Origin of the sequence: Aerococcus agrisoli (genome assembly GCF_003797145.1) — a bacterium.
Taxonomy (GTDB): Bacteria; Bacillota; Bacilli; order Lactobacillales; family Aerococcaceae; genus Aerococcus; species Aerococcus agrisoli.
Genome location: NZ_RKMG01000036.1, coordinates 1 through 14052 on the forward strand (window position 1 = coordinate 1; position 14052 = coordinate 14052).

The 14052-nt window shown below is 38.9% G+C and carries 15 protein-coding genes and 3 pseudogenes; 7 read left to right on the forward strand and 11 right to left on the reverse strand.

All coding sequences use genetic code 11. From position 1 onward, the window contains the following. Positions 1-265: 265 nt before the first annotated feature. Entirely contained in the window at positions 266-1174 is a 909-nt protein-coding gene (locus EF384_RS08560; protein WP_123781165.1) for a cation diffusion facilitator family transporter, read from the reverse strand. 38 nt (positions 1175-1212) lie between these two features. After that, complete coding sequence (locus tag EF384_RS08565; RefSeq protein WP_123781167.1) at positions 1213-1527, reverse strand: ArsR/SmtB family transcription factor; 315 nt, start codon at positions 1525-1527, stop codon at positions 1213-1215. A gap of 344 nt (positions 1528-1871) precedes the next feature. Here EF384_RS08565 and EF384_RS08570 point away from each other — a divergent pair, with 344 nt between their 5' ends. Next, positions 1872-3791, forward strand: a complete 1920-nt coding sequence (locus EF384_RS08570; protein ID WP_199729740.1) for a heavy metal translocating P-type ATPase — start codon at positions 1872-1874, stop codon at positions 3789-3791. A gap of 262 nt (positions 3792-4053) precedes the next feature. Continuing rightward, the gene (locus EF384_RS08575) at positions 4054-4617 is read left to right on the forward strand and encodes a recombinase family protein (RefSeq protein WP_123781171.1); all 564 of its coding nucleotides are present in this window, start codon (positions 4054-4056) and stop codon (positions 4615-4617) included. Between the two features lie 283 nt (positions 4618-4900). On the opposite strand, the gene merA is transcribed toward EF384_RS08575, so the two are convergent. The 5 genes and pseudogenes from merA to merR form a co-directional block, all read right to left on the reverse strand. Further along, on the reverse strand, positions 4901-6541 hold the full coding sequence (gene merA / locus EF384_RS08580) for a mercury(II) reductase (protein ID WP_123781173.1): 1641 nt from the start codon (positions 6539-6541) through the stop codon (positions 4901-4903). Positions 6542-6573: 32 nt separating this feature from the next. After that, positions 6574-6726, reverse strand: a pseudogene (locus EF384_RS09945) (heavy-metal-associated domain-containing protein); the annotation flags it as partial. Between the two features lie 15 nt (positions 6727-6741). Then, the gene (locus EF384_RS09765; protein ID WP_002360746.1) at positions 6742-6897 is read right to left on the reverse strand and encodes a lipoprotein; all 156 of its coding nucleotides are present in this window, start codon (positions 6895-6897) and stop codon (positions 6742-6744) included. A 306-nt stretch (positions 6898-7203) separates the two neighbouring features. Beyond that, the gene (gene merF / locus EF384_RS08595) at positions 7204-7425 is read right to left on the reverse strand and encodes a mercury resistance system transport protein MerF (RefSeq protein ID WP_048728520.1); all 222 of its coding nucleotides are present in this window, start codon (positions 7423-7425) and stop codon (positions 7204-7206) included. A gap of 13 nt (positions 7426-7438) precedes the next feature. Beyond that, a complete protein-coding gene (merR, locus tag EF384_RS08600; RefSeq protein WP_003143773.1) occupies positions 7439-7840 on the reverse strand; it encodes a mercury resistance transcriptional regulator MerR in 402 nt (133 codons plus the stop codon). A gap of 479 nt (positions 7841-8319) precedes the next feature. Between merR and EF384_RS09900 the strand changes: the two are divergent. From EF384_RS09900 to EF384_RS08610, 3 genes and pseudogenes are all read left to right on the forward strand, one after another. Further along, positions 8320-8499 (forward strand): annotated as a pseudogene (locus tag EF384_RS09900) (multicopper oxidase domain-containing protein); the annotation flags it as partial. A gap of 159 nt (positions 8500-8658) precedes the next feature. Further along, the gene (locus EF384_RS09860; protein ID WP_233570080.1) at positions 8659-9342 is read left to right on the forward strand and encodes a response regulator transcription factor; all 684 of its coding nucleotides are present in this window, start codon (positions 8659-8661) and stop codon (positions 9340-9342) included. Then, the gene (locus tag EF384_RS08610) at positions 9339-10748 is read left to right on the forward strand and encodes a sensor histidine kinase (protein ID WP_123781175.1); all 1410 of its coding nucleotides are present in this window, start codon (positions 9339-9341) and stop codon (positions 10746-10748) included. The genes EF384_RS09860 and EF384_RS08610 overlap by 4 nt, the downstream gene beginning before the upstream one ends. Positions 10749-10836: 88 nt before the next feature. On the opposite strand, the pseudogene EF384_RS09985 reads toward EF384_RS08610, so the two are convergent. The 4 genes and pseudogenes from EF384_RS09985 to EF384_RS09870 all read right to left on the reverse strand — a co-directional run bounded on the left by EF384_RS09985 (position 10837) and on the right by EF384_RS09870 (position 12670). Further along, positions 10837-11247 (reverse strand): annotated as a pseudogene (locus EF384_RS09985) (NusG domain II-containing protein). 40 nt (positions 11248-11287) lie between these two features. Next, the gene (locus EF384_RS08625; protein WP_233570081.1) at positions 11288-11473 is read right to left on the reverse strand and encodes an SHOCT domain-containing protein; all 186 of its coding nucleotides are present in this window, start codon (positions 11471-11473) and stop codon (positions 11288-11290) included. Between the two features lie 92 nt (positions 11474-11565). Beyond that, entirely contained in the window at positions 11566-12405 is an 840-nt protein-coding gene (gene lgt, locus EF384_RS08630; RefSeq protein ID WP_123781179.1) for a prolipoprotein diacylglyceryl transferase, read from the reverse strand. Between the two features lie 43 nt (positions 12406-12448). Beyond that, positions 12449-12670 (reverse strand): M23 family metallopeptidase, encoded by a 222-nt coding sequence (locus EF384_RS09870; RefSeq protein WP_378106283.1) that lies wholly within the window; start codon positions 12668-12670, stop codon positions 12449-12451. A 487-nt stretch (positions 12671-13157) separates the two neighbouring features. On the opposite strand from EF384_RS09870, the gene EF384_RS08640 reads away from it, so the two are divergent. Together EF384_RS08640 and EF384_RS08645 are read left to right on the forward strand one after the other, a co-directional pair. Then, positions 13158-13364 (forward strand): adhesion protein, encoded by a 207-nt coding sequence (locus EF384_RS08640; RefSeq protein ID WP_123781181.1) that lies wholly within the window; start codon positions 13158-13160, stop codon positions 13362-13364. Between the two features lie 46 nt (positions 13365-13410). Further along, complete coding sequence (locus EF384_RS08645; RefSeq protein ID WP_439647012.1) at positions 13411-14025, forward strand: TIGR01906 family membrane protein; 615 nt, start codon at positions 13411-13413, stop codon at positions 14023-14025. The last annotated feature ends 27 nt before the right edge of the window (positions 14026-14052 follow it).

Here is a 14052-nt window from a genome sequence, read left to right on the forward strand (position 1 = left end):
CGAAAAGTATGAATTATTCAGGATCTATATTAGATTGTTAAATCAGAAAAAAACTCTATTTTTTCTCTGTAATTTCAGTATCAAAAACAATAAGTTATGAAACCGATAAATTAAGTAAAAAAAGCCAATTAAGTGTAAATTGTAATTTTATTTTGCATTAAATTTAAGGGGTGCTTTGCACTAATAAATCGAGTAGGAGACTAGCCATTAATTGGCTAGTCTCCTACTCGATTTAAAATAGTCCTTTTTTCAATATATAAATACTTTAACTGCCATAAGCATACCCTTTTTCTAGTTCGTCTTTACTTGTAGTTATTTCTATTGTGATATGATCCTTTACACCCGATGTATGGGCAAGCTCTGCAATTTCTTCTTTGATTTCCCTAGTCTTGTTTATATCGGAAGAGTCTATAAGAACCGTAACGATAAGGGCATTTTCTTCTCCGTCCAGTGACCAAATGTGAAAATGAGAGAGATCCTTTACAGCAGGAATATTGTTAATGGAGTTCGCCAGGTTCTCTACGTTTACATTTTCCGGCGAACCGTTCAATAAAATTTTCATTGTACTGAAAAATTCAGGTACAGTTTTATAGAGGATATAGAGTGCTATCAAAATCGATAAGATTGGATCCAATCGATAAGCCTCGGTAAAGTTCATTAGAATACTCACAATCAAGACTCCAATCCACCCTAATACGTCTTCCAGCATATGGAGGTTCAACATACCCTCATTTTTGGATGTGCCTTTGCTTAAAATCCAAGCAGCATATCCATTCAATGCAATAGCTACGAGTGAAAGCCAGAACATGCCACTATAATTTACGGGTTGTGGGTCAAGCAAACGTGGCACACTACGATAGATCATAAAGAACGAGCCACTAATTAGCACAACGCCAGTTATCAGCGCGCCCAGTAAAGAAAATCGTTTATAGCCAAAGGTGAACCGTTCATCTTGTTTTTTCTCTGAATAACCTTGAAAAAACCAAGCGAATCCAATTGAAATAGAGTCCCCTAAATCATGAACTGCGTCAGACATAATTGACACACTATTGAAAAGAAACCCAAAGAAAAATTCAGTTATAGAAAAAATAAAGTTGACGAAAAAAGCAATTTTAATATTTTTTTTCGATTGATCCTGATGCGAGTGATTATGATTTTTATCTGATTTTGACATTTTAAAAACCTCCATTTAGTTTTATATATTATTTGCTCTTATTGTTCTAGTTCGTTGATATGAGTTAAGACTTGTTCGAGAATACTGAAAACATGAAGATCATCAAGACTGTAAAGCATACTTTTTCCTTCTCTTCTTGATTTCACTAAGCGTGCGTCTTTCAACGTTTTTAATTGATGAGAAATAGCGGACTGTTCCATGTCCAATGCAAGCACAATGTTTCCAACACTGAGCTCTTCTTTCTGTAAAAGAAAGAGAATTGACAAGCGTGTAGGGTCACTAATCACCTTAAATAGTTTGCTTATTGACTGAATAGATTCTTTATCGATTGGAGAAGTTGTTTTTATATCCATAGTGTTTTTATTCCTCTCATATGACTTTGTGCTCATATATATAATACCATATGTGCGAAACAAAGCTAGTATTTTGTTTATAAGGGCGTTTGTTAGTTTATGAGAAAGGAGTTGAGACTGCTTTTTATTGACAAAACTTATAGAGTACTATAAAATGAAAGCATAGACATATGATTTGTTATTCACATTTAAAACGTAAAGATTCCGATTTACATATGGGACAACTGAAAGGAGTCAGAGACAATGGAAATTACATGAATACTTCTCTTCTTTTAGTGGGAATTTGTGTGATTTAATAAGTAAATGAATGGAAATCAAAGGAATTATATAGGAAGGTGATAAAAATGGAAACTATCGAAGAACAACAATCTCAAGAAAAACACAATCACGATCATGACCATGATCACGGGAAAATGCCAATCGTTTTATACCTTATTGGTTTAGCCTTAGCGGTGATCGCTCTATTTTTGAATGAAGATTATCAGTTGCTACAAAACATTTTATTTTCAATCGCTACAATCAGTGCGGGGTATCATGTCATTATTCTTGAAGGCCTTGGGGAAACAATTGAGAACACAAAAGCAAATAATAAGTTCACGCCTAATTCTCATATTTTAATGGGATTAGCGGCTATTGGCGCTTCTTTAATGGGGAATTTTTGGGAAGGTACATTATTGATTCTTATTTTTTCTGGTGCACATTTTTTGGAAGATTATGCAGAAGGAAGAAGTAAACGAGAAATCACGAAATTACTCGAAATGAATCCAACGACTGCCCGGTTAATCCAGCCTGATGGCAGTACAAAAAATGTTGACGTCAGTGAATTAAAAGTGGGAGATCAACTTCAAGTATTGAATGGCGATCAAGTCCCCATTGATGGCGTCATTTTGTCAGGCTCTACGTCCATTGATGAGTCGTCTATTAATGGAGAAAGTATCCCAAAAGAGAAGTCCAAAGGAGACGACGTTTTCGGAAGTACAATCAATGGAACAGGTACTTTCACAATGGAAGTCACTAAAGAAAGCGAAGATACAGTCTTTTCAAAAATTTTACAATTAGTGAACCAGAACCAAGATAATCAAACAAAAGCTGCAAGTATTATCCAAAAATTTGAACCGAAATACGTCACAGTTGTTTTAATTGCCATTCCCCTGTTTGTATTATTGGCTCCTGCTCTATTTGATTGGACATGGGCACAAAGTATTTATAGAGGATTAGTTCTTTTAGTTGCAGCTTCACCCTGTGCTTTAGCAGCAGCTACCGTATCGGTAACCTTATCAACGACCTCTAACCTGGCCAAAAATGGAGTCCTTTCAAAAGGTAGTTCTTATCTATCTCAATTAGCTGATACTCAAGCAATTGCGTTTGATAAGACCGGAACTTTGACCAAAGGAAAACCTGAAGTAACCAATTATTATTTTGCTGATTCCGTGAACGAAGAAAATATGATTGATATCGTGGTAGCTCTTGAAAAAGAATCCAATCACCCCTTAGCAGATGCCATTCTAAGAAAGTTTGAACAAAAAAATCAACTGACTATTGAAGTAGAAAATCAGATTGGTAAAGGGTTGACAGGAGATTACAACGGCAAAAATTATCGGATCGGAAAACCAACTTCATTTGACGAGGTTGCAAATGAATATATTCGTTTAAATAATGAGTGGGCATCAGAAGGTAAGACAGTCGTATATGTAGCAGAAGATGAGAATGTCATTGGACTTATAGCTCTCATGGACGTTCCAAGTGAACATGCAAAAGAAACTATTAAATACTTTAAAGAACAAGGCATACACACCACTCTAATCACTGGCGACTCAGAAATGACAGGAAAAGCAGTTGCTGAACAATTAGGAATAGATGAAGTAATCGCGAATGTCATGCCAGAAGATAAATCTCGAATTATAGACGAGCAAAAAGAGAAATACGGCGTAACAGCAATGGTGGGTGATGGTGTAAATGATGCCCCAGCCCTTGTGAATGCAAATGTAGGGATTGCTATGGGAGACGGAACCGATGTAGCAGTAGAGGTGTCTGATTTAGTTTTAATGCAGAATAATTTATCTAAATTGGTTAAAGCTCATGGAATTTCTTCTAAAATGAATCGTGTCATATGGCAAAACATCCTTTTTTCAATGGCAGTCGTAGCCTTTTTAGTTGTAGTGAGTTTATTAGGTCTAACAGATATAGGAATCAGTGTCTTTATTCATGAAGGAAGTACGTTGGTCGTTATTCTGAATGGACTTCGTTTATTAAAATCTAATTAATTCTATCAAAACCCATAAATCTAGGGTATAGTAATAACTGTCTGAAGTTAATATGCCTTTAACGTTCTAAAAACGTTAGAGGCATATTTTTTATAAATTACTTTGTCTCAAAAACAATCGATTATGAGACAAAATGAAATGACCTCTTTATTAAATAAAAGAGGTCATTTTTTGCATCATAACTTGTTGCATTAACTATGTATCTATAACTCCCTTTTATGATACAATCAAGCCATAATTAAAGTACGAAAGGAAGAAAAGCATGAGTGGATACATTTATGGTTATGCCCGAGTGAGTACACGTTCACAAGAACTAGATCGTCAATTAGACTTGCTAGCGGAACAAAATTGCAACGAAATCTTGACGGAGAAAATGACAGGAACTAAGAGCAATCGTCCTGAGTTGAACCGTCTAAAGGATAAATTGCGACCTGGGGACATGGTAGTGGTGGAGAGCTTCTCCCGCTTGGGACGAAGCACCAAGGATCTGATTGACCTGGTCACCTACTTCGAGGAGCAGGACGTGAAGCTGGTCAGCCTGAAGGAGAACTTCGATACAACCACCCCGCAGGGGAGGCTCATGATGACCGTCTTCCAGGCCTTCAGCCAATTCGAGCGTGATTTGATTGTGGAGCGGACGAAAGAGGGGCTCCAGAGTGCCCGCGCCCGAGGTCGGATAGGCGGAAGACCACGTGTGAACAAACGTGATATTGAACGAGCCGTGAAACTGTATGAGAGTAAAGCGTATAGTGGCAAAGAGATTACAGAAATGACTGGTATCAGTAAAGCTACTCTCTATCGATATATAAAGAGTAAGAAAAAATAACGCATTTTGAGCCAATTTCATATTTAAAAGTGAGTCACTTATTCACGTTACTGAGCTAAAAAGTATTTTTACCCATATCTTTCGTTAAGATTTATATTGCAACCTATAGTTAGGGGTACCGCCAACATTTCGGAAATTTTGTACGTTAAGGGAATTTCAACCTAAAAAAGTCGAATTCCTGTACGCTAAGGAACCGACTTTTTTAGATTGGCTTTCTCAATTATAGCCACCGGATAGTTTGAGTGTATTTTCTTCACATAGTTAAGCTACTATAAATAAGAGCTTACCCTGCACAACAAGATAATTTCGAAACATCCTTATCAAAGGTAAGAGCAGCTAATTTTAATCCTTCTGCCATTGTTAAATATGGTGCAAGGCTGTCTTTTAAATTCTCGACTGTTAATCCAAACTTAACGGCTAATGTCGCCGCATATATCACATCTCCTGCATTTTCAGATACGATATGAACCCCTAGTAATTTTGAAGTTTTTGCATCGGCAACAAGCTTAAAAACGCCTGTTGTTTCACGATTTACTATTGCTCTTGGAACTGCATCTAAAGGCAATACAGATTTTTTTACTTCATAGCCTTTTTCTTTTGCTTGTTCTTCTGTTAAACCAACCGTTGCAATCGAAGGATTTGTAAAAATTACGCCAGGAACAACGGATAAATCTAATTTTTTATTTAATCCGCCAATCGCATTATCGGCAACAATTCCACCTTCATATGCTGCTACATAAACGAATTGAGGTCCTAATGTTACATCGCCTGCAGCATAAATCTTTTCATTACTTGTCCTAGCGTAGTCATTTATCAGGATTTCTTTTCGTTTTCCAACTTCAACCCCTGCGGCACTTAATTTCAAAGCATCTGTATTTGGTTTTCTTCCTGTTGCAACAAGTAACTGCTCTGATTCCACCACTTTTTTCTTACCATCTACTGTTACATGAACCTTTTTGATTTGCCCCTCTTGTTCTACACGCTCAAAAGTTGCCCCTTTTACAAGGTTAATACCTTGTTCAATTAACGCTTTTTCTACGGCTTCTGAAATTTCTTGATCATATTCTTTTAAAAGTCGCTCACTTCTTTGCATAAGCGTGACTTCTGAACCTAAATTATGAAACAATTGCCCAAGTTCCATTCCGATATATCCTGAACCAATAACCGTTAATCGTTTTGGTACCGTTTTTAATTCAAGTAATGTTGTACTTGTTAGATAATCCACTTTTTCAAGTCCTGAAATCGGCGGTAAGGAAGGAGAAACGCCCGTTGCAATTAAGAAACGCTTTGCAGAAAGTTTCTTCCCGTTAACTTCAACTGTATTTTCATCAACAAATATTGCTTCACCTTCAATTAACTCAAAGCCATATTCATCAATTAAATTGACATATTTTTGATTCCGAAGTTCGCTTACTAACTCATCTTTATGCTTTACTAAAGGAGCTAATTCCACTTTTCCAGCAGATGTTTGTAAACCTATAAATGGGTTGACTTTTGCCAAATGATTGATTTCCCCAGCTCTAAGAAGTGTTTTTGATGGCACACAACCAATATTTACACATGTTCCCCCAACGGTTCCACGCTCAATCATAGCTACTTTTGCCCCATATTCAACCGATTTAATCGCAGCCGAAAAAGCAGCCCCGCCAGAACCAATGATAAGTAAGTCATAGTCTCCCTCATCACCTAAAACTATTTTTTCTTCAGATTGTACTTCTTCTATTTCTCCAGGCTGGTATTTTGCTTCATCAATTGCCTTTTTTGCACTTTCCACCCCAATATCATCGGGTAATTCAAATACTGCTTCACCACGACGAAAACTAGCTTCAATGTTCTTAGCTCCCACATTTTCAAGTGCTACGGCTACATGTTCTTCACAACCTGTACAAGTCATTCCTTGAATATTTATCTTAAATTTATTCATTACCTCAACCTCCTGTTTTATCTTAAATTTTCCTATTTCCTTATTTCATACCCTAAATCAGTAATTATTTCTTCAATTTCTTCTAAACTAGTTTTCGATTTATCAAATGTAAGTTGGGTTTCTCCTGATCCTTCAACTTCTATATCTTGAATACCCTCTAAATTAGAAACGGCGGAACTCACCGTAAAAGCGCAAGATACTCAAGTAAAACCATCTATTTTAAACGAAACAGATTCTAAGTTTTCTGATGGAACCTCACTTGTTTTTGAACCTTCTTCAACTGCTTTTTGACCACACCCAGAAAGGACAACAACCAATCCAAATATAATGAATAGATATATTAAATATTTCATCATGCCTTATATCCCCTGACTGAACAATGTATAGATAAGCATTACCCCAGAAACGATTGTACTAACCCATAACAACTTCTTCGTTTTCTTTGAACTATTTTTTTGTTTCCATACAAGTAAATGAGCAAAAGAAAGCATAATAACAGTGATAACAATAAACCAAATTCGATATGGCGCAAACGTAACGGCAAGTGTTCCAGCTAAACCACTTAGACCAAGTGGTATTAAGATCGCTAAGCCAATTCAACAAAGACTTGCTAAAAAAGCTGAAAACATCGAAGCAATTGCAACAACTCTTTCTTTCATTTTTTACATCTTCTTATTTTTATATGATTTTTCATATTTAGAATAAGCATAAAAAGTTAAACCAAGAAAAACAGCTAAAACAGGAATCAGAACAAAATCTAAATAGCCTGTTATTGCACCTAATCCAAGCGTACCTAATAAAATAACTAAAATAGGCGTAGCCCAACATAACAAAACCAAAAATGTACCTATAAGCCCTGCAATAAAGGTCTTTTTATGTTTCATTTCAAAATTCCTTTCATTCTTCCTCAATTAGGGTTTCAATTATCGGACAAGCATGTAAACTTTTTTCATCTGGACATCGTTGTTTTAAGTCGTCTAACATAGTTTCAATTCGTTTTAAATCCTCTATTTGTTTTTGAACTTCCTTTTGTTTTTTAGAAACAAATTCGAACATATCTTGACAACGAACTTCATCTTTATCTACAACACCAAATAATTTATAAATCTCGTTTAAAGAAAATCCAAGTCTCTGTATTCGTTTAATAAACCCAACACGCTTAACGTCATCATATGAATATATCCGATAACCAGCTTTCGTTCGGGAAGGTTCTTGTAATAAATTTTTTTGTTCGTAATATCTAATCGTCTCTTTATTTACCCCACATTTTTCTGCAAATGCAGTAATACGATAACTCACATAGTTCACCCCTAAATAATAATAAACCGCGTACCATAGTACGCGGTCAAGTATAATACATTTTTCTTCTTCAAGTGTCTTGCTTGTACTTTAAGGGAGCCTATCAACTCCACTTGGTTATTATTGTGATCTACTCAAACATTATAGTCAAATGACCATTTGATTGTATTTGTTATTCCATTAGAGGACGCTTTCGGAGTAACGAGCAAAGCCCAATTTCTCATTTTAATGCTGAGAAATTGGGCTTTTTTTATATTCGTAAATTGCAATATTAACTTATAGTGCAAGATAACGCTTAAAACAGATGCAAGATAACTCCTAAAGTGACAACTATAAAAATATCTAAAAATAAAAAAACGTATTCATAAGTTAAGACTTTAGACAACATCCCAAAAGCAGAAGATTCTACTACGCCTGACAAAGTGATGACCTTTAGTAGCATGGGAAACATGGTCGCCATTGACGGCAAACAGTTCGACATGGACCGGATCGATTTACGCGCTAAGGTCGGGGAAAAGGAAGTTTGGGAGATTAAAAACACACGGGACATGATGGGTGGCATGATCCATCCTTTCCACCTGCATGGCGTCCAGTTCAAGGTGATAATCCGGAATGGCAACGCCCTACCAGCCAATGAACAAGGTTGGAAAGACACCATCGCACTTTATCCAGGCGATAGCGTTAGGATTGAAGTCACATTCCCAGAAAAGGGGATTTTTTATGTACCATTGCCATATCCTAGAGCACGAAGACAATGGCATGATGGGTCAAGTTTTAGTAGAATGAAGATACCAACGAAATTGGAGGAGAAAGATTACATGAAGATTTTAATTGTGGACGACGAAGCAAGCATTCTGGATATCGTGGAAGCCTATTTGAGTGCAAAAGGCTATCAAGTGTTTCGCGCTTTGAGCGGAAACGAGGCTTTAACAAAGGTTGATGTTGTCCAACCTGACTTGATTGTGTTGGATCTCATGCTGCCTGGTTTATCTGGCCTCGAAGTCTGTAAAAAAATAAGGGACTCCTCCACTGTACCGATTATCATGTTGACTGCGAAAACAGCCGAAAAAGATATCTTGGAAGGGTTAAGCCTGGGGGCTGATGACTACATCACAAAACCATTCAGCCCGAAAGAGCTGGTTGCTCGGGTCGAAACCGTTTTACGCCGTGTCCAACCAGAATACCGAGAAGAAAAGTGGTCTTTCGAAGAAGGTTTGCTGGTTATCTACCCGGATCGAAAACAAGTATTCAAACAAGGTGAAGAAATCATTTTGACCCCGACCGAGTATGCTTTATTGGCCCTTCTGGCCTCACATCCAAAGCGCCTATTTTCACGGGAACAGCTGCTGGACGCTGTGAAAGGACTCGATTTTGATGGAACGGATCGGGTGATCGATACCCACATCAAAAATATTCGTCAAAAAATTGAGGACGACACGCGCAACCCCTACTTCATCTTAACCGCATATGGAACGGGGTATCGATTTGGTGGTCAAAAATGAAGCGAACCATTAAATGGCAACTCTTGCTCTCGTTTGTTTCTCTGTCCTTTATCTTAGTGGGGACCTTCAGCTGGATAACACTAAACTTAATGGAAAGCCACTTCGAAGACTATGTGCGCGAAAGGCAAGAATCAGAGTTAACAGCATACCAGACTGAGTTAGAAAACTTCTATCAGAAAACGGGTACTTGGGCAGATGCCCCTCCAACAATCCAAAATATTGGACGCGATGCTCTCCAGAAAGGCATCATCCTAAAAGTATATGACCATGCTGGCAACCAAGTATGGGGCCCCTCTCCCTCAGAGGAAGAAGAGTCAAAAAATAGGATTCAAACCCACCTCCTAAATATGGAGCAGATAATGGGCGATATAGAGAGTGGCTACGTGCAGACAATCGTTCCCCTCGGTAGCGAAACAGACCCAATCGGTTCTCTCGAAGTGCAATCCGTTGGACCTTTCGCTTACACGGAACATGATGCGTTATTCCTTGCCGATATGAGGAACAACTTTATTTTTGTAGCGATTGGGTCCCTAATTATCTCCTTATTTTTCGCGTTATTGATTGCCAAAAAATTGAGTTCACCAATCGTCAGAATACAGAATTTTACGACGGAAATTGCGAAGGGTCACTACAGTCACCTGGCGATTGAGGAAACAGGGATTCAGGAAATTGACAGCCTCTTGGATTCCGTGGATGAATTGTCTGGGCAACTCCAACGCCAACAAGAGATTCGTAACCGCCTTTCCTCTGACATCGCCCATGAAATCAGGACACCATTGACGACTTTGAAAGGCAATATTGAGGCCATGATTGACGGGGTCTGGGAAGTATCGGAAGAACGCCTCTACCACTGTTACGAGGAAGTTAACCGCATTGCCCGCCTGATCGGACAAATTGATCGGATCAATGAAATTGAAAGCCATGAAAGCCAGCTGCAGAAGTCATCCTTTGATTTGCTAGAACTTACGCAACAAGTTGCCGGCACCTTTCAAGCTTTGTTGATTGAGAAGGGCATTGACTGTGCCATTAACGGAGAAGCGGTTTTAATTTCTGCTGATCGAGATAAGATTCATCAAGTGGTAACTAATCTCTTGTACAATGCAATTAAATTTACCCCTTCCGGTGGCCACATTGATCTTCAGGTTTCCCAAATTAGTGGCGTAGCTTCCTTTAAGATAACCGATACCGGTCAAGGAATCCCTCCAAATGAAATCAATCAAGTTTTTGAAAGGTTCTATATGGCTGAACCCTCTAGGAACAGGAAACTGGGTGGCCAAGGGATTGGTTTATCGATTGTTAAAGGAATTGTGAACGCCCACCATGGGACCATCTCTGTCGAAAGCACATACGGAAAAGGGACGACTTTTGTTGTCAGTCTTCCGCTAGAAAGCCACATAAAAGCATAAAAGAGGCACTCCCATTATGGTGGAGTGCCTCTTTTTTCCCTATTTGTTGGCAGTTTGATACATTTTGTTTGGCAAGGTTCTGCTTTTTTCACTGAGCCATCACATCTATGTCTGACTCTTCTGGATTTTCAGTTACAATTTCAATTAATAATCGGTGAGGTAGATTGAGACTCGTCTCCCCAGGAGATTGAATCCAATCTCTTCGCACCGCAATCTGGTACGGACTGTTGTCTTCCTTATTTCGAATCCGTTCGCCGTCTATCTAGACAATATTGTATTTACCGGGTGCCGGATAGTAGGTAATGAGTCTGTGTTCCTCATTTCCTGTCAGCAGGAAACGATCTACCTCTTCGCCATTAATCGAGATAACCGCGTAAACATTGTTATTATTCGTCTGTTGGACTGCAAAGATAACCGTCGGTAAAAAAGACAAAACAATAAGGGGGAAGATAATAACAACATCAAAGGGTTTTACCATTTTTATATACTTCGTTATCATTATTTTTCCTCCTTTTTTTATTTATCTTATCGTCAGCAGTTTACTCCAAGTGCTTTTTACGCTTCAGGTATTCCTCTTCTGTCAGGTTTCCTTTGGCAAACTCTTTTTGTAGGACCTCCAAAGGCGTTTCTTTTTCAACCGTCCGATTCCCCTTATCGGAAACAAGTTTAATGAAAAGATACACCACAATAATCACTAGGATGATCCAAAATATTCCCATAAACATCATGTACCCCATTCCGCCCCATGTCAAGCTGTTTCAATATTCCATCATGATAAAAACGCTCCTCTCTATATTTTAGACGTGGCCCATGTGATTTAGTGCTCTTCCTTCAGCTTCCATCCTTTTAGATAGTAGGCTTTTGGCGGATAATCCCGTCTACGGTAAATCCAAATGGCGATGGCGCCAACGAACAAGAGGAGGGACAACCCTTGGGACACCCTTAAAAAATCACCCATCCATAAACTGTCGGTGCGCATACCTTCGATAAAGAAGCGCCCCACCGAATACCAAATAACATAGCTGAGGGCCACTTCGCCTCGTCGCAACAAGTTTTTCCGATTCCTCAACATGATAATGATGGCAAAGCCTAAGAGGCTCCACAAGGACTCGTACAGGAATGTCGGATGGTAGTAGGTGCCATTAATTTGCATTTGATCAATAATAAACTTTGGCAGGTAAAGGTTCTCCAAAAAGGTGCGGGTCACTGCTTCCCCATGGGCCTCCTGGTTGATAAAGTTCCCCCATCGGCCAATGGACTGCGCCAACAGAACATAGGGCGCCAGTATATCGAGCATCAATGAAAAAGGAATCCCTTTTTTCTTCGTGAACCAGTACACGGCCAGCCCCCCTGCAATCAAACCGCCATAAATCGCGATGCCGCCTTGCCAAATGGCGATGATTTCAAGCGGTTTCTTGATATAATACTCCCATTGAAAAAGAACGTAATAAATTCTTGCTCCGATAAGTCCAAGGGGGATAGCCCACATTGCCATATCTGTAATGTCCTCTTCGCCCAAGCCTCTTTTCTTTCCTTCCTTAGAGGCAAGTGTGATGGCAAGCAACATAGCAGCCCCAATGATAATCCCATACCAGTAGACGGTGAATGAGCCAAAGGAAAACGCGACGCGGTCGATTGTTCCGACAATTGATTTCATAACTTACTCCTTACTGATTTTCATTCTGTATCCCGTTCGATAGTTATAAGCCCAAATAAGGCGCTGGATCGACCTGGATTCCGTTTTCGTATACTTCAAAGTGAAGATGGACGCCCGTGGAATCTCCGGTGGTTCCCATGATGCCCAGTTTTTGCCCCTGGGTCACTTGTTGCCCTGCCATTTGTAAGGTGAGCGCATCAATTTTTTCTTGAAGTGCGATGGTCCCTGTTCGCAACTGCTCCTTCCTTGCTTCTAAACCATCCAACTTTACTTGTTGGCTGGTGCTTTCTCCATCTAATTCCCGCAGTTGCTTCTCAAGCTGCTCTTTCTCTTATGTCAGGTCTTCAATACTTCGTGCATTTACATCCATAGGAAGAATGAGCAAACTCGATAAGAGTGGGATACTTATAAATTTGACAAGCTGCTTTCTGTCCATGTGTCCTCCTAGTTTCAGGCCAGGTGACGAATGTTAACGAATGTTGCCTGTTATTTCAATCATTATACCGTTACAACTATATGAGACAGGAACCTCCTTTCTTACTTTTATTGACTATACCAATGAATTATGTAGATTTTATGGAGTTGCCCCATCTCCATAAGAATCACATAATTTTTTGTTATTCTTATCTAGAAGATGAGAAATAATCTTTGTTATCACTCATTTGGTTTGATTTTTGCTTGTTTCAGGGTTTGCCATTCACAATCTATTTCGTTTGTAGCATTGGCATAAAAATAAAAGAGGAGTGTTGAAGATGGAAACAATTATATTTGTGGTACTGATGGTGGTTGGACACATGCTCATGATGTTTCTCATGCCTGGTATGCATGGCGGTCATAACCATAAAGGACATGACCATACCGGCGACGTGGAGGATAAAAAGCGTCTGGAAGATGAAATCCAGCAATTAAGGGAAGAGCTGAGTGACACGAAAGCCCGATTAAACCAAAGAGAATGGTAAGGGGGCTGCTGTTTTGAGGCAAAAAATATTCTCCATAACTGGATTCATCATGATTTCGCTTTTCATCCTTTCCCTTTCCATCGCCGTCACCATCAACTTTACGCCGCTCTATTCGTTTGACATCGATTATTTGGAAATAACGGAAACGCTTAAAATGCCAAAGGAACAGATTTCAACAAATTATCGCATCCTCCTGAATTACCTGAATATGCCTTGGATAGCGAAACTGGATATGCCGGATTTCCCTAGCTCAGTTAGCGGGTTATTCCACTTCACTGAAGTGAAGAAGTTGTTTATGCTGGACTACCTGATTCTGATCACTTCAGGGATAGGCTCCTTCTGGTTTATGCAGTATCTAAACAGAGAAGGGCAATACTGGCGACTTCTTCGATACTTCCAGTGGGGAATCTTGCTTCCGCTGGGTGTTGTTTTGGCTCTATTGATCAACTTTGATGTGCTGTTTGTGCTATTCCATCAGGTATTCTTTAACAATGATGCTTGGTTATTCAATCCTAGCACCGATCCGATTATATTAGCTTTACCCGAAGCATTCTTTATGCATAGTTTTATATTGGCATTTGGAGTAATCGAATTTTTGTTTATAATAGGGTATTTCATTTCAAAGAAACAATGGGTAAAATACGAAAAAAAGACTCCTTGAATATATAAAATGGACCCTATAGAATGG